This window comes from Tepidimonas fonticaldi, assembly GCF_001675355.1.
GTDB lineage: Bacteria > Pseudomonadota > Gammaproteobacteria > Burkholderiales > Burkholderiaceae_C > Tepidimonas > Tepidimonas fonticaldi.
Window position 1 is genome coordinate 21,913 of record NZ_LZDH01000001.1, and the last position, 22,996, is coordinate 44,908.

General features: G+C 68.6%; 26 protein-coding genes. All 26 read left to right on the forward strand.

Features of this window, described 5'->3' with window-relative positions; genetic code table 11:
• Positions 1-125: 125 nt before the first annotated feature.
• The 26 genes from A9O67_RS00100 to tatC all read left to right on the forward strand — a co-directional run bounded on the left by A9O67_RS00100 (position 126) and on the right by tatC (position 22,992).
• A complete protein-coding gene (locus A9O67_RS00100; RefSeq protein ID WP_068606223.1) occupies positions 126-4,901 on the forward strand; it encodes a glutamate synthase-related protein in 4,776 nt (1,591 codons plus the stop codon).
• A gap of 35 nt (positions 4,902-4,936) precedes the next feature.
• Positions 4,937-6,403 (forward strand): glutamate synthase subunit beta, encoded by a 1,467-nt coding sequence (locus A9O67_RS00105; protein WP_068606157.1) that lies wholly within the window; start codon positions 4,937-4,939, stop codon positions 6,401-6,403.
• 100 nt (positions 6,404-6,503) lie between these two features.
• Positions 6,504-7,313: an ABC transporter ATP-binding protein gene (locus A9O67_RS00110; protein ID WP_068606159.1), complete on the forward strand. Its 810-nt coding sequence runs from the start codon at positions 6,504-6,506 to the stop codon at positions 7,311-7,313.
• Positions 7,310-8,095: a lipid asymmetry maintenance ABC transporter permease subunit MlaE gene (gene mlaE, locus A9O67_RS00115; RefSeq protein WP_068606161.1), complete on the forward strand. Its 786-nt coding sequence runs from the start codon at positions 7,310-7,312 to the stop codon at positions 8,093-8,095. The genes A9O67_RS00110 and mlaE overlap by 4 nt, the downstream gene beginning before the upstream one ends.
• A 19-nt stretch (positions 8,096-8,114) precedes the next feature.
• Entirely contained in the window at positions 8,115-8,585 is a 471-nt protein-coding gene (gene mlaD, locus A9O67_RS00120; RefSeq protein WP_068606162.1) for an outer membrane lipid asymmetry maintenance protein MlaD, read from the forward strand.
• Positions 8,582-9,298, forward strand: coding sequence for an MlaA family lipoprotein (locus A9O67_RS00125; RefSeq protein WP_068606164.1), 717 nt, complete (start codon positions 8,582-8,584; stop codon positions 9,296-9,298). The genes mlaD and A9O67_RS00125 overlap by 4 nt, the downstream gene beginning before the upstream one ends.
• A 111-nt stretch (positions 9,299-9,409) precedes the next feature.
• Positions 9,410-10,039, forward strand: coding sequence for an MlaC/ttg2D family ABC transporter substrate-binding protein (locus A9O67_RS00130; RefSeq protein WP_068606166.1), 630 nt, complete (start codon positions 9,410-9,412; stop codon positions 10,037-10,039).
• A 6-nt stretch (positions 10,040-10,045) separates the two neighbouring features.
• A complete protein-coding gene (locus tag A9O67_RS00135) occupies positions 10,046-10,339 on the forward strand; it encodes an STAS domain-containing protein (protein WP_068606168.1) in 294 nt (97 codons plus the stop codon).
• Between the two features lie 12 nt (positions 10,340-10,351).
• Positions 10,352-11,278, forward strand: a complete 927-nt coding sequence (locus tag A9O67_RS00140; RefSeq protein ID WP_068606170.1) for an ABC transporter ATP-binding protein — start codon at positions 10,352-10,354, stop codon at positions 11,276-11,278.
• The gene (locus A9O67_RS00145; protein WP_068606172.1) at positions 11,275-12,030 is read left to right on the forward strand and encodes an ABC transporter permease; all 756 of its coding nucleotides are present in this window, start codon (positions 11,275-11,277) and stop codon (positions 12,028-12,030) included. The genes A9O67_RS00140 and A9O67_RS00145 overlap by 4 nt, the downstream gene beginning before the upstream one ends.
• Positions 12,031-12,097: 67 nt before the next feature.
• Positions 12,098-12,343 (forward strand): BolA family protein, encoded by a 246-nt coding sequence (locus A9O67_RS00150; RefSeq protein ID WP_068606225.1) that lies wholly within the window; start codon positions 12,098-12,100, stop codon positions 12,341-12,343.
• A 10-nt stretch (positions 12,344-12,353) separates the two neighbouring features.
• Positions 12,354-13,628 carry a UDP-N-acetylglucosamine 1-carboxyvinyltransferase gene (gene murA, locus A9O67_RS00155; RefSeq protein ID WP_068606174.1) on the forward strand — a complete coding sequence of 425 codons (1,275 nt, stop codon included), beginning with the start codon at positions 12,354-12,356 and terminating at the stop codon, positions 13,626-13,628.
• Positions 13,625-14,305 (forward strand): ATP phosphoribosyltransferase, encoded by a 681-nt coding sequence (gene hisG / locus A9O67_RS00160; protein WP_068606176.1) that lies wholly within the window; start codon positions 13,625-13,627, stop codon positions 14,303-14,305. Before murA ends, hisG begins: the two co-directional genes overlap by 4 nt.
• 78 nt (positions 14,306-14,383) lie before the next feature.
• Entirely contained in the window at positions 14,384-15,727 is a 1,344-nt protein-coding gene (hisD, locus tag A9O67_RS00165; RefSeq protein WP_068606179.1) for a histidinol dehydrogenase, read from the forward strand.
• A complete protein-coding gene (gene hisC, locus A9O67_RS00170; RefSeq protein ID WP_068606180.1) occupies positions 15,724-16,821 on the forward strand; it encodes a histidinol-phosphate transaminase in 1,098 nt (365 codons plus the stop codon). The genes hisD and hisC overlap by 4 nt, the downstream gene beginning before the upstream one ends.
• Positions 16,818-17,435 carry an imidazoleglycerol-phosphate dehydratase HisB gene (gene hisB / locus A9O67_RS00175; protein WP_068606182.1) on the forward strand — a complete coding sequence of 206 codons (618 nt, stop codon included), beginning with the start codon at positions 16,818-16,820 and terminating at the stop codon, positions 17,433-17,435. Before hisC ends, hisB begins: the two co-directional genes overlap by 4 nt.
• A 32-nt stretch (positions 17,436-17,467) precedes the next feature.
• Positions 17,468-18,160, forward strand: a complete 693-nt coding sequence (hisH, locus tag A9O67_RS00180) for an imidazole glycerol phosphate synthase subunit HisH (protein ID WP_068606184.1) — start codon at positions 17,468-17,470, stop codon at positions 18,158-18,160.
• Between the two features lie 20 nt (positions 18,161-18,180).
• Positions 18,181-18,921, forward strand: a complete 741-nt coding sequence (gene hisA / locus A9O67_RS00185; RefSeq protein WP_068606186.1) for a 1-(5-phosphoribosyl)-5-[(5-phosphoribosylamino)methylideneamino]imidazole-4-carboxamide isomerase — start codon at positions 18,181-18,183, stop codon at positions 18,919-18,921.
• A gap of 2 nt (positions 18,922-18,923) precedes the next feature.
• The gene (hisF, locus tag A9O67_RS00190; protein ID WP_068606188.1) at positions 18,924-19,724 is read left to right on the forward strand and encodes an imidazole glycerol phosphate synthase subunit HisF; all 801 of its coding nucleotides are present in this window, start codon (positions 18,924-18,926) and stop codon (positions 19,722-19,724) included.
• A gap of 5 nt (positions 19,725-19,729) precedes the next feature.
• Positions 19,730-20,128 (forward strand): phosphoribosyl-AMP cyclohydrolase, encoded by a 399-nt coding sequence (hisI, locus tag A9O67_RS00195; RefSeq protein WP_068606193.1) that lies wholly within the window; start codon positions 19,730-19,732, stop codon positions 20,126-20,128.
• A 2-nt stretch (positions 20,129-20,130) separates the two neighbouring features.
• A complete protein-coding gene (locus tag A9O67_RS00200; RefSeq protein WP_068606194.1) occupies positions 20,131-20,529 on the forward strand; it encodes a phosphoribosyl-ATP diphosphatase in 399 nt (132 codons plus the stop codon).
• A gap of 22 nt (positions 20,530-20,551) precedes the next feature.
• A complete protein-coding gene (locus tag A9O67_RS00205) occupies positions 20,552-20,914 on the forward strand; it encodes a DUF4870 family protein (RefSeq protein WP_185974492.1) in 363 nt (120 codons plus the stop codon).
• Between the two features lie 33 nt (positions 20,915-20,947).
• Positions 20,948-21,307 carry a histidine triad nucleotide-binding protein gene (locus tag A9O67_RS00210; RefSeq protein WP_068606195.1) on the forward strand — a complete coding sequence of 120 codons (360 nt, stop codon included), beginning with the start codon at positions 20,948-20,950 and terminating at the stop codon, positions 21,305-21,307.
• A 118-nt stretch (positions 21,308-21,425) separates the two neighbouring features.
• The gene (gene tatA / locus A9O67_RS00215) at positions 21,426-21,662 is read left to right on the forward strand and encodes a Sec-independent protein translocase subunit TatA (RefSeq protein WP_068606197.1); all 237 of its coding nucleotides are present in this window, start codon (positions 21,426-21,428) and stop codon (positions 21,660-21,662) included.
• 16 nt (positions 21,663-21,678) lie between these two features.
• Positions 21,679-22,179 (forward strand): Sec-independent protein translocase protein TatB, encoded by a 501-nt coding sequence (gene tatB, locus A9O67_RS00220; RefSeq protein ID WP_068606199.1) that lies wholly within the window; start codon positions 21,679-21,681, stop codon positions 22,177-22,179.
• A gap of 3 nt (positions 22,180-22,182) precedes the next feature.
• Complete coding sequence (gene tatC / locus A9O67_RS00225; RefSeq protein ID WP_068606201.1) at positions 22,183-22,992, forward strand: twin-arginine translocase subunit TatC; 810 nt, start codon at positions 22,183-22,185, stop codon at positions 22,990-22,992.
• Positions 22,993-22,996 lie beyond the last annotated feature (4 nt).

The window sequence follows — 22,996 nt, forward strand, 5'->3', positions numbered from 1 at the left end:
AATAAATCAAAGTACGCGTTTCCGATTTCTAAATCGTACTCTGACCCCAAATAAAGTGCTTGCCCGGTTTGCTGCAATGCACTATGCTGCGGTCCGTCTTTGTCAACCCGGCCAAGGAGTCAGGCGTGACCGCTACCCCCCACACCCTCGCCGCGCAGCACGGTCTGTACGACGCTGCCCTGGAACACGACGCCTGTGGCGTCGGCTTCGTCGCCCACATCAAGGGGCAAAAGAGTCACGCCATCGTGACCCAGGCGCTCAAGATTCTGGAAAACCTCGACCACCGCGGCGCCGTGGGCGCCGATGCGCTGATGGGCGACGGGGCGGGCATCCTGCTGCAGATTCCGGACCCGCTCTACCGCGAAGAGATGGCCAAGCAGGGCGTGACCCTGCCGCCCCCGGGCGAGTACGGCGTGGGCATGATCTTTTTGCCCAAGGAGCACGCCAGCCGTCTGGCCTGCGAGCAGGAGATGGAGCGCGCCATCAAGGCCGAGGGCCAGGTGCTGCTGGGCTGGCGCGACGTGCCCGTGAACAAGGACATGCCCATGTCCCCGACGGTGCGCAAGACCGAGCCCATCATCCGCCAGGTCTTCATCGGCCGCGGCAGCGACGTCATCGTGCAGGACGCGCTGGAGCGCAAGCTGTACGTCATCCGCAAGACCGCCAGCGCCGCCATCCAGCGCCTGCAGCTGACGCACAGCAAGGAATACTATGTGCCCAGCATGAGCAGCCGCACCGTGGTGTACAAGGGGCTGCTGCTGGCCAACCAGGTGGGCGAGTACTACCTGGATTTGCAGGATCCGCGCTGCGTCTCGGCGCTGGGGCTGGTGCACCAGCGCTTCTCGACCAACACTTTCCCCGAGTGGCCGCTGGCGCACCCGTACCGTTATGTGGCCCACAACGGCGAGATCAATACCGTCAAGGGCAACTACAACTGGATGCGCGCGCGCGAGGGCGTGATGGCCTCGCCGGTGCTGGGTGCGGACCTGAAGAAGCTCTACCCGATCAGCTTTGCCGGTCAGTCCGACACCGCCACCTTCGACAACTGCCTGGAGCTGCTGACCATGGCCGGCTATCCGCTGGCGCAGGCGGTCATGATGATGATCCCCGAGCCGTGGGAGCAGCACACGCTGATGGATGAGCGCCGCCGTGCGTTCTACGAGTACCACGCGGCGATGCTGGAGCCGTGGGATGGCCCGGCGTCCATCGTCTTCACCGATGGGCGGCAGATCGGCGCGACGCTGGACCGCAACGGTCTGCGGCCCTCGCGCTATTGCGTCACGGACGACGACTTCGTCATCATGGCGTCCGAGTCCGGCGTGCTGCCAGTGCCCGAGAGCAAGATCGTGCGCAAGTGGCGCCTGCAGCCGGGCAAGATGTTCCTGATCGATCTGGAGCAGGGCCGCCTGATCGACGACGAGGAGGTCAAGGCGACGCTGGCCAACGCCAAGCCCTACAAGCAGTGGATCGAAAACCTGCGCATCCACTTGGACGATGTGCAGCGCCCCGTCGCCGGCGACGACGAGGCCAGCGTGCGCACCGTGGCCGACGAATCGTCCCACGCCGCGATGGAGCAGGTGGACGCCCAGTTGCTCGACCTGCAGCAGGCCTTTGGCTACACGCAGGAGGACATCAAGTTCCTGATGGCGCCGATGGCGCAAAACGGCGAGGAGGGCGTCGGCTCGATGGGCAACGACAGCCCGCTGCCCGTGTTGTCGGACCGGCCCAAGCCGCTCTACAACTACTTCAAACAGCTGTTCGCGCAGGTCACCAACCCGCCGATCGACCCGATCCGCGAGGCGATCGTGATGTCGCTGGTGTCGTTCGTCGGCCCGCGCCCCAACCTGCTGGACATCAACCAGGTCAACCCGCCGATGCGGCTGGAGGTCAGCCAGCCCGTGCTCAACCACGCCGACATGGCCAAGCTGCGCGACATCGAGCGGCGCACCGGCGGCAAGTTCAAGAGCAGCACGCTGGACATCACCTACCCCGTGGGCTGGGGCAAGGAAGGGGTGGAGGCCAAGCTCGCCTCGCTGTGCGCCGAGGCGGTCGATGCCATCCGCAGCGGCAGCAACATCCTGATCGTCAGCGACCGCGGCGTCAACCGCGAGCGCGTGGCTATCCCCGCCTTGCTGGCGCTGTCGGCGGTGCACCAGCACCTGATCCGCGAGGGCCTGCGCACCGCCACCGGCCTGGTGGTGGAGACCGGCAGCGCGCGCGAGGTGCACCACTTCGCGGTGCTGGCCGGCTATGGCGCCGAGGCCGTCCACCCCTATCTGGCGCTGGATACGCTCAAGGCCATCCACCAGGACCTGCCCGGCGATCTATCGGCCGACAAGGCGATCGCCAACTACATCAAGGCGGTTGGCAAGGGCCTGTCCAAGATCATGTCCAAGATGGGCGTGTCCACCTACATGAGCTACTGCGGCGCGCAGCTGTTCGAGGCGGTGGGCATCAACAGCGCGACGATCGAAAAGTACTTCACCGGCACCGCCAGCCGCGTCGAGGGCATCGGCGTGTTCGAGATTGCCGAGGAGGCCATCCGCCTGCACCGGAGTGCCTTCGGTGACGACCCGCTGCTGACCGACATGCTGGACGTGGGCGGCGAGTACGCCTGGCGCGCGCGCGGCGAAGAGCACATGTGGACACCCGACGCCATCGCCAAGCTGCAGCACGCCACGCGCGCCGGCAACTACGCGACCTACAAGGAGTACGCGCAGATCATCAACGACCAGTCGCGCCGCCACATGACGCTGCGCGGGCTGTTCGAGTTCAAGGTCGATCCGGCCAAGGCGATCCCGATCGAAGAGGTCGAGCCGGCCAGCGAGATCGTCAAGCGCTTTGCCACCGGCGCGATGTCGCTCGGCTCCATCAGCACCGAGGCGCACGCCACGCTGGCCGTCGCCATGAACCGCATCGGCGGCAAGAGCAACACCGGCGAGGGCGGCGAGGACCCGGCGCGCTACCGCAACGAACTCAAGGGCATCCCCATCCGCCAAGGCGAGACCCTGGCGTCGGTGATCGGTGCGGACAAGGTCGAGGCCGACATTCCGCTGCAGGCGGGCGACAGCCTGCGCTCGCGGATCAAGCAGGTGGCCTCCGGGCGCTTCGGCGTGACGGCGGAGTACCTGGTCAGCGCCGACCAGATTCAGATCAAGATGGCGCAGGGCGCCAAGCCCGGCGAAGGCGGTCAGTTGCCCGGCACCAAGGTGTCGGAGTACATCGGTTTTCTGCGCTACTCGGTGCCGGGCGTGGGCCTGATCAGCCCGCCGCCGCACCACGACATCTATTCGATCGAGGATCTGGCGCAGCTCATCCACGACCTGAAGAACGTCAACCCGCGCGCGGACATCTCGGTCAAGCTGGTGTCCGAAGTGGGCGTGGGCACGATCGCGGCCGGCGTGGCCAAGGCCAAGGCCGACCACGTCGTCATCGCCGGGCACGACGGCGGCACGGGCGCGTCGCCCTGGTCATCGATCAAGCACGCGGGCAGCCCGTGGGAGATCGGCCTGGCCGAGACGCAGCAGACCCTGGTGCTCAACCGCCTGCGCGGCCGCATCCGCGTCCAAGTGGACGGCCAGATCAAGACCGGCCGCGACGTGGTGATCGGCGCGCTGCTGGGCGCGGACGAGTTCGGCTTCGCCACCGCGCCGCTGGTGGTGGAGGGCTGCATCATGATGCGCAAGTGCCACCTCAACACCTGCCCGGTGGGGGTGGCCACGCAGGATCCGGTGCTGCGGCGCAAGTTCGCCGGCAAGCCCGAGCACGTCGTCAACTACTTCTTCTTCGTCGCCGAGGAGGTGCGCGCCATCATGGCGCAGCTGGGCATCCGCCGCTTCGACGACCTGATCGGGCGCACCGACCTGCTCGACATGAAGAAGGGCATCGACCACTGGAAGGCCAAGGGGTTGGATTACAGCCGCCTGCTGTATCAGCCGCCCACGTCGGCCGAGGTGGCCCACCGCCATGTCGAGACCCAGGACCACGGGCTGGACAAGGCGCTGGACGTCAAGCTGATCGAGAAGTCCCGCCCGGCCATCGAGCGTGGCGAGAAGGTGCACTTCATCGAGAGCGTGCGCAACGTCAACCGCACGGTCGGCGCGATGCTGTCGGGTGAGGTGACGCGCCACCACCCCGAGGGGCTGCCCGATGACACCATCCGCATCCAGATGGAAGGCACGGGCGGTCAGTCGTTCGGCGCCTTCCTCTGCAAGGGCATCACGCTGTACCTGATCGGCGACGCCAACGACTACACCGGCAAGGGCCTGTCGGGCGGCCGCATCGTCGTGCGGCCCAGCATCGACTTCCGCGGTGACGCGGGGCAGAACATCATCGTCGGCAACACGGTGCTCTACGGCGCTACGCGCGGCGAGGCGTTCTTCCGCGGCGTGGCGGGCGAGCGCTTCGCGGTGCGCCTGTCGGGTGCCACCGCCGTGGTGGAAGGCACCGGCGACCACGGCTGCGAATACATGACCGGCGGCACGGTGGTGGTGCTGGGCAAGACCGGGCGCAACTTTGCCGCCGGCATGAGCGGCGGCATCGCCTACGTCTACGACGAGGACGGGCTGTTTGCCAAGCGCTGCAACACGGCGATGGTGGCGCTCGACCGCGTGGTCACCAGCGCCGAACAAGAGGCGACCGTGGACCGCGCCGTCTGGCACCGCGGCCAGACCGACGAGGCGCAGCTGCGCCAGCTGCTGGAGGACCACCACCGCTGGACCGGCTCGACCAAGGCGCGCGCGCTGCTGGACGACTGGGCGACCGCGCGCACGCGCTTCGTCAAGGTCTTCCCGCATGAATACAAGCGCGCGCTGGCGGAAAACGCCGCCAAAGGCACCGCCGCCCCGGCCGAGCCTGCTGCGGCCAAGCCGGCCAAGGCCCGCAAGACCGCCGCGGCCTGAGCGCCACCGACCATCGCATCACGAGGCAACCGATCATGGGAAAGATCACCGGCTTCATGGAATTCGAGCGCGTCGAGGAGGGCTACCAGCCCCCCGCCGAGCGGCTCAAGCACTACCGCGAGTTCGTTATCGGCCTGGATGACGCGCAGGCCAAGGTGCAGGGCGCGCGCTGCATGGACTGCGGCACGCCGTTTTGCAACAACGGCTGCCCCATCAACAACATCATTCCGGACTTCAACGATCTGGTCTACCGCGGCGACTGGAAGAACGCCATCGCCGTGCTGCACAGCACCAACAACTTCCCGGAGTTCACCGGGCGCATCTGCCCGGCGCCGTGCGAGGCGGCGTGCGTGCTCAACATCAACGACGATCCGGTGGGCATCAAGTCCATCGAGCACGCCATCATCGACCGTGCCTGGGCCGAGGGCTGGGTCGTGCCCCAGCCGCCCAAGGCCAAGACGGGCAAGAAGGTGGCGGTCGTGGGCTCCGGCCCGGCCGGGCTGGCGGCGGCGCAGCAGCTGGCGCGCGCCGGCCACGACGTGACGGTATTCGAGAAGAACGACCGCATCGGCGGCCTGCTGCGCTACGGCATCCCCGACTTCAAGATGGAGAAGTGGCTGATCGACCGCCGCATCGAGCAGATGCAGGCCGAGGGTGTCACCTTCCGCACCCGCGTGCTGGTCGGCGCCCTGCCCGACGGCAGCAAGGTCACCAACGACGCGCGCGAAGTGGTCAGCCCCGAGCAACTGCGCGCCGAGTTCGACGCCGTGCTGCTGTGCGGCGGCGCCGAGCAACCGCGCGACCTGCCCGTGCCGGGGCGCGAGCTGGACGGCATCCATTTCGCGATGGAGTTTTTGCCGCAGCAAAACAAGGTCAACGCCGGCGACAAGCTCAAAAAGCAGATCCGCGCCGACGGCAAGCACGTCATCGTCATCGGTGGCGGCGACACCGGCAGCGACTGCGTGGGAACCTCCAACCGCCATGGTGCGGCCAGCGTGACGCAGTTCGAGGTGATGCCGCAGCCGCCCGCGCAGGAGAACAAGCCGCTGACCTGGCCGTACTGGCCACTGAAGCTGCGCACCAGCTCCAGCCACGAAGAGGGCTGCCAGCGCGAGTTCGCCATCGCCACCAAGGCGTTCGTCGGCAAGGGCGGCAAGGTCACCGGGGTGCAGACCGTGCACGTCGAAATGAAGGACGGCAAGTTGGTCGAAATCCCGGGCACCGAGAAAGAATACAAGGCCGACCTGGTGCTGCTGGCGATGGGGTTTGTGTCGCCGATCGCCTCGGTGCTGGACGCCTTTGGCGTCGAGAAGGATGCGCGCGGCAACGCCAAGGCCAGCACCGAGCTGGTCGGCGGCTATGCCACCAACGTGCCCCAGGTGTTTGCCGCCGGCGACATGCGCCGCGGCCAGTCGCTGGTGGTGTGGGCGATCCGCGAAGGCCGCCAGGCCGCGCGCGCGGTGGACGAGTACCTGATGGGTGCCAGCCTGCTGCCGCGCTGACCTGCGCGGCGGCCCCGCGGGGCCACCGCGCCGACGCGGCTGCGGCTGATCCCTTATGATCGGGCCGACCCTGCGTCGGCCTTTTTGATCGTTGTTGCGTATGAGCACCGAGCCCCTCGTCGAACTGCGTGACGTCACCTTCGGGTATGACGAGCGCATCGTGCTCGACCGCATCAGCTTGCACGTGCCGCGGGGCCAGGTGACGGTCATCATGGGCGCCTCGGGTGGCGGCAAGACGACCGTGCTGCGCCTCATCGGCGGCTTGGTGCGCGCCCAGCACGGCCAGGTGTGTTTCGACGGTCAGGATGTGGGCGCGCTGGACCGCAAGGGCCTGTACGCGGCGCGGCGGCGCATGGGCATGCTGTTTCAGTACGGCGCGCTGTTCACCGATTTGTCGGTGTTCGACAACGTGGCCTTCCCGCTGCGTGAGCACACCCGCTTGCCCGAGCCACTGATCCGCGACATCGTGCTGATGAAGCTGCACGCCGTGGGCCTGCGCGGCGCGCGCGACCTGATGCCCGCGGCGCTGTCGGGTGGCATGGCGCGCCGGGTGGCGCTGGCGCGCGCCATCGCGCTGGACCCCGAGTTGATCATGTATGACGAGCCGTTTGCGGGGCTGGATCCGATCTCGCTGGGCACCGCCGCGCGCCTGATCCGCCAGCTCAACGACACGCTGGGGCTCACCAGCATCATGGTGTCGCATGATCTGGACACCGCCTTTGCCGTGGCCGACCACATGGTGGTGTTGGCCAACGGGCGGGTGGCGGTGCAGGGCACGCCCGACGAGGTGCGCCGCTGCCCGGACCCGTTGGTGCAGCAATTCATCACCGCCGCGCCCGAGGGGCCGGTGCATTTTCACTACGCCGCCCCGGCCGTGGCCGAGGACTACGGTCCGGAGGCAGCGCGATGAAGGGGGTGTCGATGCTGGCGGCGTTGGGTGCGGCGGTGCGCGGCAAGCTGGCGGATCTGGGCTGGGGGGCGCGGCTGCTGTTGCGGTTGCTGGCGGGATGCCCCCAGGCGTTGCGGCGCTTTGGCCTGGTGCGCGATCAAATCCACTTTCTGGGCAACCACTCGCTGTCGATCATCACTGTCTCCGGCTTGTTCGTCGGCTTCGTGCTCGGGTTGCAGGGCTACTACACGTTGCAGCGCTACGGCTCGGCCGAATCGCTCGGGCTGCTGGTGACGCTGAGCTTGGTGCGCGAGCTCGGCCCGGTGGTGACAGCGCTGCTGTTTGCCGGCCGCGCGGGTACGTCGCTGACGGCGGAGATCGGCCTCATGAAAGCCGGCGAACAGCTCAGCGTGATGGAGATGATGGCGGTCGACCCCATCGACCGCGTGCTGGCGCCGCGCTTCGTGGCCGGGGTGGTGGCGCTGCCATTGCTGGCGGCGGTGTTCAGCAGCATGGGCATCGTTGGTGGCTGGATCGTCGGGGTGCCCATGATCGGTGTCGATGGCGGGGCGTTTTGGAGCCAGGTGCAAAGTGGCGTGGACGTGTGGTCTGACGTCGGCAACGGCATCATCAAGAGCGTGGTGTTCGGGATCGCGGTGACCTTCATCGCGCTGCTGCAGGGCTTCGAGTCGCACCCGACGCCGGAGGGCGTCTCGCGCGCGACGACGCGCACCGTGGTGATGGCGTCGCTGACGGTGCTGGGGCTGGACTTCATCCTGACCGCGCTGATGTTCACGATCTGATCAGGGAAGGATTCGACGGATGCAACGTTCCAAGATCGATGTCTGGGTGGGCCTGTTCGTGCTGATCGGCGCGGCGGCCATCCTGTTTCTGGCGCTGCAGGCGGCCAACCTGCTCAACTTGAGCTTTGCGCCGACCTACCGCGTCACCGCCACGTTCGACAACGTCGGCTCGCTCAAGCCCAAGGCGGCGGTGCGCAGCGCGGGCGTGCTGGTCGGGCGCGTGGAGTCCATCACCTTCGACGACAAGACGTTTCAGGCGCGCGTGGTGTTGGCGCTGGAGTCGCGCTACACCTTCCCGAAGGACAGCTCGTTCAAGATCCTGACCAGCGGGCTGCTGGGCGAGCAGTACATCGGCATCGAGCCGGGCGGCGCAGACGCGAATCTGGCTGCGGGCGATGTGGTGGCGCAAACCCAGTCCGCCGTGGTGCTGGAAAACCTGATCGGCCAGTTCCTGTTCAACAAGGCCGCCGAGGCGGGGGACGGCAAATGAGCCAAGTAACCCTGCACAGCCGGGCCGCGCGTCTGATCGGCCTGGGAGGCGTGCTCGCGGCCCTGGCCGGTTGCGCCACCGGGCCCGACGCGCATCCGCGTGATCCCCTGGAGCCGTTCAACCGCGGCGTCTATCAGTTCAACGAGGCGGTGGACCGCGCGGTGCTCAAGCCCGTCGCCGAAGGCTATGTGGCGGCCGTGCCCTCACCGGTGCGCACTGGGGTGGGCAACTTTTTTGGCAATCTGCGCGACCTGTGGTCGGCCGTGAACGCGGCCTTACAGGCCCGCCCGCAGCCCGCGGTGGAAAACGCCATGCGCTTTGGCGTCAACACCCTTCTCGGCTTTGGGGGGGTGATCGACCTGGCGACGGAGATGAGCATCCCCCGCACGACGCTGGACTTTGGCCACACCCTGGGCCGCTGGGGCGTGCCGTCAGGGCCGTATCTGGTGCTGCCGCTGTTGGGCCCGTCCAGCGTGCGCGAGGCCGTGGCGCTGCCCGTCGACCGCCGGGCGGACCCCGTGTCGCAGGGCATCGACGATGTGGTGACCCGCAACACCGCCCAGACGCTGCGGCTGGTGGACACGCGCGCCACCCTGCTGCGCGCGGGTGACCTGCTGGAGCAGGCGGCGCTGGATAAATATGGTTTTACACGCGACGCCTACCTGGCGCGGCGCCAAAGCCAGGTCGATGCGGCCCGCGGCGACGATGACTGACGTGTGACGACCGTAACCATGGGTAACCGACCGGAACCCGCGGCCGTCCCCCCGACCCCAATGGATATGAGCAAGCCGACCCTACCCCTTTCTGCCCGCCCGGTGGTTGCGATGACCGGCCGCCGCCAGTGGCTGGCCCTGATGGCCGTGGTCGCCGCGGCCGCGCTGCCCGCCTGGCCGTCCCGGGCGCAGGCCACGGAGGCCCCCGATGCGCTGATCCAGCGCGTGGCCAACGATGTGTTCGAGACCGTCAAGCGCGATCCGGCGATCCGCAACGGCGACATGGCCCGCATCGTCGAGCTGGTGGACACCAAGCTGATGCCGCATGTCAATTTCGAGCGCATGACGTCGTCCGCAGTGGGCCGCTTCTGGCGCCAGGCCACGCCCGAGCAGCGCCAGCGTCTGCAAGCCGAGTTCAAGACCCTGCTGGTGCGCACCTATGCCGGCGCGCTGACGCAGATTCGCGACCAAACGCTGGTGATTCGCCCGCTGCGCGCGGCGGCTGGCGCGACCGAGGTGGTCGTGCGCTCCGAAATCCGCGGCAAGGGCGACCCGATCCAGCTCGACTACCGGCTGGAGCAAACCCCGTCGGGCTGGAAGGTCTATGACCTGAATGTGCTCGGCGTGTGGCTGGTCGAGACCTACCGCACCCAGTTCGCGCAGGAGATCGGCGCCAAGGGCATCGATGGGCTGATCGATGCGCTGGCCGAACGCAACCGCGCCAACGCCCAGCGGGGCTGAGCCGCCATGGGGGGGCCGATTGCCTTGACCTTGCCGGCGCTGCCCGCCACCCTGACGCATGCGCAGGCGGCGGCCTATCTGGCCCAGTGCCGCGCGGCGCTGGCCGCTGCGGGCCGCGGCGCGACGGTGCAGCTGGATGCCTCGGCCCTGCACGAGTTCGACTCCTCCGCGCTGGCGGTGCTGCTCGCGGTGCGGCGCGAGGTGCTGGCACGCGGGGCGCACTGGCGGCTGGACGGCCTGAACGAGCGGGCGCGGGTGCTGGCCGGCCTGTACGGCGTGGCCGAACTGCTGCCCGCGTAAAATGACCGGTTTATGTCCGCCGCCATCTCTTTCCAGCAGGTCAACAAGCGTTTCGACACCTCGCGCGGGCCGCTGCAGGCGCTGCAGGATGTGACGTTCGACATCCAGCCGGGCGAATTCTTCGGCCTGCTCGGCCCCAACGGCGCGGGCAAGACCACCCTCATCAGCATCCTGGCGGGTCTGAGCCGGCCGACCCGCGGGCGCGTCACCGTGTTTGGCGCCGATGTGCATGCCCAGCCCATGGAGGCTCGGCGGCGGCTCGGCATCGTGCCGCAGGAGCTGGTGTTCGACCCCTTCTTCACGGTGCGCGAGGCCCTGCGCTTTCAGTCCGGCTACTTTGGCATCCAGGGCAATGGCGCGTGGATCGACGAGCTGCTGGCCGGGCTGGGGCTGGCCGATAAGGCTGACACCAACATGCGCCAGCTCTCCGGCGGCATGAAGCGCCGCGTCATGGTTGCGCAGGCGCTGGTGCACCGGCCCCAGGTCATCGTGCTGGACGAGCCGACCGCCGGCGTGGACGTGGAGCTGCGGCAGACGCTGTGGGCCTTCATCTCGCGCCTCAACCGCGACGGCTGCACCGTGCTGCTGACCACCCACTATCTGGAGGAGGCCGAGGCCCTGTGCGGCCGCATCGCGATGCTGCGGGCCGGCCGCGTGATCGCGCTGGAGCGCACCGCCGAGCTGTTGCGCCGCGCCTCGTCCAACGTGCTGCATTTCAAGACCGATCAGGCCCTGCCGGACGCGCTGGCGGCGCGCGCCCGCGTGACGGGCCGCATCAAGCAGATCAAGGTGCACGACGCCTACGAGGTCGAGCAGACGCTGGCGGCGCTGCGCCAAGCCGGCATCGTCATGGAAGACATCGAGGTCCACAAAGCGGATCTGGAGGATGTGTTCCTGGAGCTGATGGCCGGGCAGCCGGACGGGGAGGGGCGCGCGTGACTGGTTGGCAGACCCTGTTTCTGAAAGAGGTGCTGCGGTTCTGGAAGGTGGCTTTCCAGACCGTGGCCGCGCCGATCGTCACGGCGATTCTGTACCTGCTGATCTTCGGCCATGTGCTGGAGGAGCATGTGCAGGTCTACGACGGTGTGGGCTACACCGCGTTTTTGCTGCCGGGGCTGGCGATGATGAGCCTGCTGCAAAACGCATTTGCCAACAGCTCGTCCAGCCTGATCCAGAGCAAGATCATGGGCAACCTGGTCTTCGTCCTGCTCACCCCGCTGTCGCACCGCGCCTGGTTTGCGGCTTACGTCGGGTCGTCCGTGGTGCGCGGGCTGGTGGTGGGCGCCGGGGTGCTGCTGGTGACGGCCTGGGCGGCGGACCTGCGGTTTGCGCACCCGCTGTGGATCGTGGCGTTTGCCGTGCTGGGCGCGGGGTTGCTGGGGTCGCTGGGGGTCATCGCGGGGCTGTGGGCCGAAAAGTTCGACCAGATGGCCGCCTTCCAGAACTTCATCATCATGCCGATGACGTTTCTCTCCGGCGTGTTCTATTCCATCCATTCGCTGCCCCCCTTCTGGCAGACCGTCAGCCACCTCAATCCGTTTTTCTACATGATCGACGGGGCGCGCTACGGCTTTTTCGGGGTCAGCGACGTTTCGCCCTGGCTGAGTCTGGCGGTGGTGGCGGGGGCTTTCCTGGCCGTGGCCGCTCTGACCTTGCACCTGCTGCGCATCGGGTACAAGATTCGCCATTGACCCTGGGCCATCGATTCCGCGCGTCGCGCAGCGCGCGCCGTGCCGTCCTGCCGCTTTACCCTCCATGATGACTGCCGACCAACTCCGCTCCCTCATCGCTGCCGGCCTGCCCTGCGACCACCTGGAGGTGTCCGGCGACGGCCGCCACTGGGCGGCGGTGATCGTCTCGCCCGCGTTCGAGGGGCGGCGTGCCGTGCAGCGCCACCAGCTGGTCTACGCCACGCTGGGCCAGCGCATCCACACCGACGAGGTGCATGCACTGTCCATGAAGACCTACACCCCGGCCGAGTGGCGTGCCGCCGGCCAGGCCTGAGGGGTCGATGATGGACCGACTCCTGATCCGCGGCGGCCAGCGCCTGCATGGCGAGGTGCTCGTCTCCGGCGCCAAGAACGCGGCGCTGCCCGAGCTGTGCGCGGCGCTGCTGACCGACCAGCCGGTGATGCTGCGCAACGTCCCCCGTTTGCGCGACGTGGCCACCATGCGCACGCTGCTGGAGCGCATGGGCGTGCAAGTGCAAACGCATGACGAGCGCGGCGGCATGACGCTGCACGCCGCGGCGGCACTGGATCCGGTCGCGCCGTACGAGCTGGTCAAGACCATGCGCGCCTCGGTGCTGGTGCTGGGGCCCCTGGTCGCCCGCTGCGGTCAGGCGCGGGTGTCGCTGCCGGGCGGGTGCGCCATCGGCTCGCGGCCGGTGGACCAGCACATCAAGGGCCTGCAGGCCATGGGGGCGGAGATTGCGGTCGAGCACGGCTACATCGAGGCCAGCTTGCCCGCCGGCCGCTCGCGCCTGCGCGGCGCGCGCATCACCACCGACATGGTCACCGTGACCGGCACCGAAAACCTGATGATGGCCGCCACCCTGGCCGAGGGCGAGACGGTGCTGGAAAACGCCGCCCAGGAGCCGGAGGTGGTCGATCTGGCCGAGATGCTGATCCGCATGGGCGCGCGCATCGAGGGGCACGGGACCAGCCGCATCCGCATCGAAGGCGTGCCGGCCTTGGGCGGCACCGAGCACACCGTGGTGGCCGACCGCATCGAGACCGGTACCTTTTTGTGCGCGGTGGCCGCCACCGGCGGCGAGGCCTGGCTGCGCGGCGGGCGGGGGGATCACCTCGATGCCGTCATCGACAAGCTGCGCGAGGCGGGCGCCACCGTGGAGGCCGATGCCACCGGCATCCGCGTGCGCTCGCCGGGCGGCGCGGCCCTGCGCGCGCAGAGCTTTCGCACGACCGAATACCCGGGCTTCCCCACCGACATGCAGGCGCAGTTCATGGCGCTCAACTGCGTGGCGCAGGGGCCCAGCGCCGTCACCGAGACGATTTTCGAAAACCGCTTCATGCATGTGCAGGAGCTGGCCCGGCTGGGCGCGCGCATCCACATCGACGGGCGCACCGCCGTCGTCGAAGGCGGCCAGCGCCTGACCGGTGCCGCCGTCATGGCGACCGATCTGCGCGCGTCGGCCAGTCTGGTGATCGCCGGCCTGGTGGCCGACGGCGAGACGGTCGTCGACCGCATCTACCACCTGGACCGTGGCTACGACCGCATGGAGCGCAAGCTGCGGGCCCTGGGGGCCGACATCGAAAGGATCGCATGAGCGCCGAAACCGTCACCTTGGCCCTGTCCAAGGGCCGCATCTTCGAGGAGACGCTGCCCCTGCTGCGCGCCGCCGGCATCGAGGTGCTGGAAGACCCCGAAACCTCGCGCAAGCTGATCCTGCCCACCAACCGGCCCGAGGTGCGCGTGGTCCTGGTGCGCGCCACCGACGTGCCGACCTATGTGGAGCACGGTGGCGCCGACCTGGGCGTGTGCGGCAAGGACACGCTGATCGAGCACGAGGCCGCCTGGGGCGACGCGGCCCAGGTGGGGCTGTACCGGCCGCTGGATTTGGGCATCGCCCGCTGCCGCATGAGCGTGGCCGTCCCGGCGGACTTCGACTATGTGCGCGCCGTGCGCCAGGGCGCGCGCCTGCGTGTCGCGACCAAATACGTCGCCATCGCGCGCGAGTTTTTTGCCAGCAAGGGCGTGCATGTGGATCTGATCAAGCTCTACGGCAGCATGGAGCTGGCGCCGCTGACCGGGCTGGCCGACGCCATCGTGGACCTGGTGTCCACCGGCAACACGCTCAAGGCCAACCGGCTGGTGGAGGTCGAGCGCATCATGGACATTTCCTCGCAGCTCGTGGTGCGGCCGACCTCGCTCAAACTCAAGCGCGCGCTCATCCGTCCCATTCTGGATGCCTTCGCGCAGGCGGTGGCGGCACCCGCCGCCTGAGCGGCTGACCCCACCGCCGCCGCCTGCAGGCCGCGTGGGCGGCCCCGCTTTCCCCGCTGTGCTGCGACAATCGTGCCCATGACTGCTGCCGACACCCCCCGAGTCCGGCCCCTGCGGCTGGATACCGCCGATACCGACTTCGAAGCGCGTTTTGCGGCCCGCCTGCATTGGTCGGCGGACACCGATGCGGCGATCGAATCCCGCGTGGCGGCCATCCTGGCCGACGTGCGGGCCCGGGGCGATGCGGCGGTACTGGAGTACACCCGCCGGTTCGACGCGGTGGAGGCCGAGCGCATGGCCGACCTGGAGCTGGGCACCGATGTGTTGCGCGCCGCCTTCGAAGCCATCCCCGCCGACCAGCGCGAGGCACTGCAGCAGGCCGCCGCGCGCGTGCGCCGCTACCACGAGGCGCAGCTCGAGGCCTGCGGCCGCTCGTGGCAGGTCCGCGATGCCGACGGCACGCTGCTCGGCCAAAAAGTCACGCCGCTGGACCGTGTCGGCATCTATGTGCCGGGCGGCAAGGCCGCCTACCCGTCCAGCGTGTTGATGAACGCCATCCCCGCGCACGTCGCCGGCGTGCCGGAGATCGTGATGGTCGTGCCGACCCCGCGCGGCGAGCGCAACCCGCTGGTGCTGGCCGCCGCGCACGTCGCGGGGGTGAGCCGCGCGTTTGCCATCGGCGGGGCGCAGGCCGTGGCGGCGCTGGCCTATGGCACGGCGACCATTCCCCAGGTGGACAAGATCACCGGCCCGGGCAACGCCTACGTCGCCAGCGCCAAGAAGCATGTTTTTGGCACCGTCGGCATCGACATGATCGCCGGGCCGAGCGAAATCCTGGTGCTCGCCGACGGCACCACGCCGCCGGACTGGGTGGCGATGGACCTGTTCAGCCAGGCCGAGCACGACGAGTTGGCGCAGTCCATTCTGCTGTGCCCGGACACGGCCTATCTGGATGCGGTGCAGGCCGCCATTGACCGGCTGCTGCCAACGATGCCGCGTGCGGACATCATCGTGCGCAGCCTCGAGGGCCGGGGCGCGCTGATCCGCACCCGCAGCATGGAGGAGGCCTGCGCGCTGAGCAACCGCATCGCGCCCGAGCACCTGGAGATCGCCAGCCGCGAGCCGCACCGCTGGGAGCCGCTGCTGCGCCACGCGGGGGCCATCTTCCTGGGCGCCTACACCAGCGAGAGCCTGGGCGACTACTGCGCCGGCCCCAACCACGTGCTGCCCACCAGCGGCACGGCGCGCTTCTCCAGCCCGCTGGGGGTGTACGACTTTCAAAAGCGCTCCAGCCTGATCGAGGTCAGCGCCGAGGGGGCGCAGACGCTGGGCCGCATCGCGTCGGTGCTGGCGCACGGCGAGGGCCTGACCGCCCACGCGCGCGCCGCCGAGCTGCGCCTGCGCGAGGAGGGCGCGGCATGAACCCGTTGCTGGAGGCGGCGCTGCAGCGCATCCGCCAGGACGTGCAGGGCATGCACGCCTACGCCATTCAGGACGCGACCGGCCTGATCAAGCTGGATGCGATGGAAAACCCCTACCCGCTGCCCGATGCGCTGCAACACGCGCTCGGCCAACGGCTGGGGGCGGTGGCCGTCAACCGCTACCCAGGCCCGCGCATCGAGGACCTCAAACACGCGCTGGCGGCACACGTCCGGCTGCCCGAGGGGGCGGCGCTCATGCTGGGCAACGGCTCAGACGAGCTGATCAGCCTGCTGGCGATGGCCTGCGACCGGCCGGGCGCCGCCATCCTGGCGCCGGTGCCGGGCTTCGTCATGTACGCCATGAGCGCGCAGTTGCAGGGGCTGGCCTTCCACGGCGTGCCGCTGACACCCGACTTTGCGCTCGACGAGGCGGCGATGCTCGAGGCCATCGCCCGGGTGCAACCGGCCATCACCTACCTGGCCTATCCCAACAACCCGACCGCCAACTGCTGGGATCCGGCCGCGATCCGGCGCCTGATCGCCGCCGCCGGCGCGGTGGGGGGGCTGGTCGTCATGGACGAGGCCTACCAGCCCTTTGCCAGCCACACCTGGCTGGACGAATGGCGCGCCGACCCGGCGGCGCACGGACATGTGCTGGTCATGCGCACACTGTCCAAGTTTGGCCTGGCCGGGGTGCGGTTGGGCTACCTGATCGGGGCTGCACCGCTCGTGGCGCAGATCGACAAGGTGCGCCCGCCGTACAACGTCAGCGCCCTCAACGCCGAATGCGCGCTGTTTGCGCTGGAGCACGCCGATGTTTTTGCCGAACAGGCTGCGGCGATCCGCGCCGAGCGCGAGCGACTGATGGCCGCGCTGGCCGCACTGCCCGGCGTGCAGCCCTTTCCCAGCGAGGCGAACATGATCCTGGTGCGGGTGCCCGATGCGGCCAAGGCGTTTGCCGGCTTGCGCGCGCGTGGCGTCCTCGTGAAGAATGTTTCTACAATGCACCCGATGCTTGCCAACTGCTTGCGGCTGACCGTGGGCACGCCCGCCGAGAACGAGGCGCTGCTCGCGGCGCTGCCGCCATCGCTATGACCACCCTGCCTGCTCCCAGCGCCGCGGCCCGCACCGCGGACGTCCAGCGCGTGACGGCCGAGACCCAGATCCGCGTGCGCGTGGACCTCGACGGCACCGGCCGCGCCCGGCTCGACACCGGCATCGGCTTTTTCGACCACATGCTGGATCAGATCGCCCGCCACGGGCTGATCGATCTGGAGATCGAGTGCCGCGGCGATCTGCACATCGACGGCCACCACACGGTGGAGGACGTCGGCATCACCCTCGGGCAGGCGGTGGCGCGCGCGGTCGGTGACAAGCGCGGCATTCGCCGTTACGGCCACGCCTACGTGCCGCTGGACGAGGCGCTGTCGCGCGTCGTGGTGGATTTTTCCGGACGCCCTGGCCTGCACATGGACGTGCGGTTCACGGCCGCGATGATCGGCCAGCTCGACACCCAGCTCGTCTACGAGTTTTTCCAGGGCTTCGTCAACCACGCCGGCGTGACGCTGCACATCGACAACCTCAAGGGTCACAACGCGCACCACCAGTGCGAGACGATTTTCAAGGCCTTTGCGCGCGCCCTGCGGGCCGCGCTGGAGCGCGACCCCCGGCTGGGGGATGCCATCCCCTCGACCAAGGGCAGCCTGTGAGGCCGGTGCACGCCGAATCTCCCCCCACCACGATGAACATTCCGGTCAGGCGCGAGACGGTTGCGGTCGTCGACTACGGCATGGGCAATCTGCGCTCGGTGGCGCAGGCGGTCATCCATGCGGCGCTGGCCACCGACCATGTCGAGGTGGTCGTGACCGCCAGTCCGCAGGTGGTGCGCGATGCGCACCGCGTCGTGCTGCCGGGGCAGGGCGCCATGCCCGACTGCATGGCCGAGCTGGAGCGCAGCGGCCTGCGCGAGGCGGTCCTGCACGCCGCGGCCACCAAGCCGCTGTTCGGGGTGTGCGTCGGCATGCAGATGCTGCTGGAGCACTCCGAGGAAGGCGACACTGCCGGCCTGGGCCTGATCCCCGGTCAGGTGGTTCGGTTTCGCCTGGAGGGCCAGAGTCAGCCCGATGGCAGCCGCTTCAAGGTGCCGCAGATGGGCTGGAACCGGGTCTGGTACGGCTTCGAGCACGGCGCTGCCGAGCGGCCCGCGCCCCATCCGCTGTGGGCCGGCATCCCGGACGGCAGTTACTATTATTTCGTGCACAGCTACCACGCCCATCCGGCCGACCCGGCCCATGCCGCCGGTATGACCGAGTACGGCGTGCGCTTTGCCAGCGCCATCGCGCGCGACAACCTGTTCGCCACCCAGTTCCACCCCGAAAAAAGCTCGGCCCAGGGGTTGGCGCTGTACCGCAACTTCCTGCACTGGAACCCCTGAAGCCCCACCCCCGACGAGCCATGCTGCTGATTCCTGCCATCGACCTGAAAGACGGTCAATGCGTGCGCCTCAAGCAAGGCGACATGGACCAGTCCACCGTGTTCAGCGACGACCCCGCCGCCATGGCCCGCCACTGGGTCGAGCAGGGCGCGCGCCGCCTGCACCTGGTGGACCTCAATGGCGCATTCGCCGGCAAACCCCGCAACGAAGCCGCCATCCGCAGCATCCTGCGCGAGGTCGGCGACGAAGTCGATGTGCAGCTCGGCGGCGGCATCCGCGACCTCGATACCATCGAGCGCTATCTGGACGCCGGGCTGCGCTACGTCATCATCGGCACCGCGGCGGTCAAGAACCCCGGCTTTCTGCAGGACGCCTGCACGGCGTTCGGCGGGCACATCATCGTCGGGCTGGATGCCAAGGACGGCAAGGTGGCCACCGACGGCTGGAGCAAGCTGACCGGCCACGAGGTGGTGGATCTGGCGCGCAAATTCGAGGACTACGGCGTCGAGTCCGTCATCTACACCGACATCGGCCGCGACGGCATGCTCACCGGCATCAACATCGAGGCCACGGTGCGGCTGGCGCAGGCCCTGTCCATCCCGGTCATCGCCTCGGGCGGGCTGTCCAACCTGGACGATGTCCGTCGGCTGTGCGAGGTCGAGTCCGAAGGCGTGGAGGGCGTCATCTGCGGCCGCGCCATCTACAGCGGCGACCTGGACTACGCCGCGGCGGTCCGCCTCGTCGACGGCGTGGGCGCCTGACGATGCTGGCCAAGCGCATCATCCCCTGCCTGGACGTCACCGGCGGGCGCGTCGTCAAGGGCGTCAACTTCGTCGAGCTGCGCGATGCCGGAGACCCGGTGGAAATCGCCGCGCGCTACAACGAGCAGGGCGCCGACGAGCTGACGTTTCTGGACATCACCGCCACCAGCGACGGGCGCGACCTGATCCTGCCCATCATCGAGGCGGTGGCGAGCCAGGTGTTCATTCCGCTGACGGTGGGCGGCGGCGTGCGCACCGTGGAGGACGTGCGCCGGCTGCTCAATGCCGGGGCGGACAAGGTCAGCTTCAACTCCGCTGCCATCGCCAATCCCCAGGTCATCCGCGATGCGTCGGGCAAGTACGGCTCGCAGTGCATTGTCGTGGCCATCGACGCCAAGCGGCGCACGCCCGACGAGTGCCAACGCCCCGGCCCGGACGGCCAGCCTCTGGGGCCGGGATGGGACGTCTATTCCCACGGGGGGCGCAAAAACGTTGGGCTGGATGCGGTCGCCTGGGCGCGCCAGATGGCGGACTTTGGCGCGGGCGAAATCCTGCTCACCAGCATGGACCGCGATGGCACCAAGGCGGGCTTCGACCTCGAACTCACCCGTGCCGTCAGCGATGCGGTGGATGTGCCCGTGATCGCCTCGGGCGGGGTGGGTAACCTGGATCACCTGGTGGATGGCATCCGGGTCGGCGGTGCCGACGCGGTGCTCGCGGCCAGCATCTTCCACTACGGCGAATACACCATCGCCCAGGCCAAGCAGCGCATGGCCGAGGCGGGCATCCCCGTGCGGAGGTGAGCGGCATGGCCGACTGGCTCGATCGCATCAAATGGGACGCGCAGGGCCTGGTGCCCGTGATCGCCCAGGAGCGCGGGACTGGCGACGTGCTGATGTTCGCCTGGATGAATCGCGAGGCCCTGCAAAAGACCGCCGAACTGGGCCGCGCCGTCTACTACAGCCGCTCGCGCGGCCGCCTGTGGTACAAGGGGGAGGAATCCGGCCATGTGCAGCAGGTGCACGAAATCCGCCTCGACTGCGACGACGACGTGGTGCTGCTGCAGGTGACGCAACTGGGCCACGAGCCGGGCATCGCCTGCCACACCGGGCGCCACAGTTGCTTTTATCAGCGCCTGGACACGCAGCGCGGCGAGTGGCAGGCCGTCGATCCCGTGCTCAAGGATCCGCAATCCATCTACCGCTGACCATGACCGACATCCCGCCGCTCGACACCCTGCTGCGCCTGGCCGCCGTCATCGACAGCCGCAAGCCGGCCGCCGGGGGCGACCCCGAGCGCAGCTACGTCGCGCGCCTGCTGCACAAGGGGCCGGATGCCTTTCTGAAAAAAATCGCCGAGGAGGCGGGCGAGGCCGTGATGGCCGCCAAGGACCTGCAGCACGGTGCCGGCAGCGCGCAGGCGTTCGTGGGCGAGGTGGCCGACCTCTGGTTCCACAGCCTGATCGCGCTGGCGCATTTCGGCCTTGGGCCGGCCGATGTGGTGGCCGAGCTGGCGCGCCGCGAGGGCCTGTCCGGGCTGGAAGAAAAAGCCCTGCGCAAGGCCCGCGCGCGCGAGGCCGAGGCGCAGTCCCCGCTCCCCCAACCCTGAGCCCGACCTGCAGGAGGCGCCCATGTCGACCCCGCCCGTGATCGACGTCACCCCCAAGACGCCCGAGCAGCTCGCCAGCCTGCGCCGGCTGACGCTGGCGGTCTACATCCTCTATGCGGCATCGTGGTTCGTCGCCGTGACCGCGCTCGTGGGCATCATCGTCAACTACGTCAAGCGCGAGGATGTCGCCGGCACCCTCTACGAGAGCCATTTCACCTGGCAGATCCGCACCTTCTGGTGGAGCCTGCTGTGGGCCGCGCTCGGCTTTCTCACGCTCGTCCTCGGGGTGGGCGCGGTGATTCTGCTCGCCGCGGCCGTCTGGTCCCTGTACCGGTTGGTCAAAGGTTTTCTGTACTGGAACGACCGCCGGCCCATGCCCGTCTGATCCGCACTCCTTCCGATCCCGACCCGACCGACCATGTCGCACGACCCCAACTGCATTTTTTGCAAGATCGTCGCCGGCCAGATCCCCAGCCGCAAGGTGTACGAAGACGACGAGCTGTACGCCTTCCACGACATTCAGCCCTGGGCGCCGGTGCATTTTTTGATCGTCCCCAAGGCGCACATCCCGTCCATGGCCCAGTTGACCGCCGAGCACGAGCGCCTGATGGGCCGCCTGATGGTGCTCGCCCCGCGTCTGGCGCTGGAGCAGGGCTGCCAGCCGTACCCGGAAGGGGGGTTTCGCATCGTCGCCAACACCGGCGAGCACGGCGGGCAGGAGGTGCACCACCTGCACGTGCACGTCATCGGCGGCCCGCGCCCCTGGCGCAAGGGCTGACCCCATCCCCGAGCCCTTTCGGGCACAATCGCGGCATTCCCGCGTCCGGGCGAACCCCCGGCGCTGCGTAGAATCAAACACGGCATCGGGGCCGGCTGCCCCGTCGTTGGAGTAGAACATGGGCAGTTTTTCCATTTGGCACTGGCTGGTCGTCCTGCTGATCGTGGTGCTGGTCTTCGGCACCAAGAAGCTCAAGAACATCGGGTCCGACCTGGGCAGCGCGGTCAAGGGCTTCAAGGACGGCATGCGCGACGGCAGCGCGCCGGAGTCGTCGTCCACCGCCACGGCGCAGGTGGGACAGGACAAGGCGGCCGAAAAGACCACCATCGACGTCGACGCCAAGACCAAGTCGTGAGCGCGGCCACCCCCGCATGATCGACCTCGGTATCTCCAAGCTCGCCCTCATCGGGGTCGTGGCGCTCGTCGTCATCGGCCCCGAGAAGCTGCCGCGCGTGGCCCGCACCGTGGGCGCGCTGCTGGGCAAGGCGCAGCGCTATGTGGCCGAGGTCAAGGCCGAGGTCAACCGCACCATCGAGCTCGAAGAGCTCAAGCGCATGAAAGAGGCGGTCGAAAAGACCGCCCGCGACGTCGAGACGCAGGTCAGCTCGACCGCGGCCGAGTTCGAGCGCGAATGGTCCGAAGTGACGGCCGGGCTCGAAGGCCAATCGTCGTCGAGCGCATCGACGTCCTACGACGATCTGGCGTCCATCGGTGCGCCGGTCTATCCCGAATATCGGCGGCCGAAAAAGAACTTCCGCCTCAAGCGCCAGGCCGTGCCCCAGTGGTACAAGGCCCGCGCCGGCGTGCGCACCCGGGCCCTGTCCGGCGCGGCGCGCGTGGCGCGCTACCGTCCCAAGACTCCCCTGCGCTGACCCATGGCCGATCCCCGAGACTCCGCCGACGAGCTCGCCGGCACCGAGCAGCCGTTCGTCGCGCACCTGATGGAACTGCGCGACCGCATCCTATACGCCCTGGGGGGCGTGGGGGTGTGCATGGTGCTGCTCGCCATCTGGCCCGGCCCGAGCGGCCTCATCGACCTGATCGCCGTGCCGATCCGGGCGCACATGCCGCCGGATGTCAAGCTCATCGCGGTCGGGGTGTTCACCCCGTTTTTCGTGCCGCTCAAGGTTCTGATGATGGCGGGGCTGCTGCTGGCGCTGCCCTGGGTCATCTACCAGATCTGGGCGTTCGTCGCGCCGGGCCTGTACAGCCACGAAAAGCGCTTTGCCCTGCCGCTCATCATCATCGGCAGCCTGCTGGCCTACCTGGGCATCGCGTTCGTCCAGTTTTTCGTGCTGGACAAGATGTTCGCCTTCATCCAGGGCTTTACCCCGGCCAGCGTCAACGCCACGCCGGACATCGCGTCTTACGTGGAGGCGATTCTGTCGCTCTACCTGGCCTTCGGTCTGGCCTTCCAGGTCCCGGTGGTGGTGATGCTGTTGGTCCGCTTCGAGATGGTGTCCATCGAGAAGCTCAAGTCCTTTCGCGGCTACTTCATCGTCGTGGCCTTCATCATCGCGGCGGTGGTCACCCCGCCCGACGTGATTTCGCAACTGGCGCTGGCCATCCCGATGTGCCTGCTGTACGAATTGGGCATCATCGGCGCGCGCTGGTTCGCGCGCGGCAAACCCAGCGCCGAAGCGGACGAAACCGCTTCCGCGACCGACGGCCCCTCGTCGTCGTGACCGC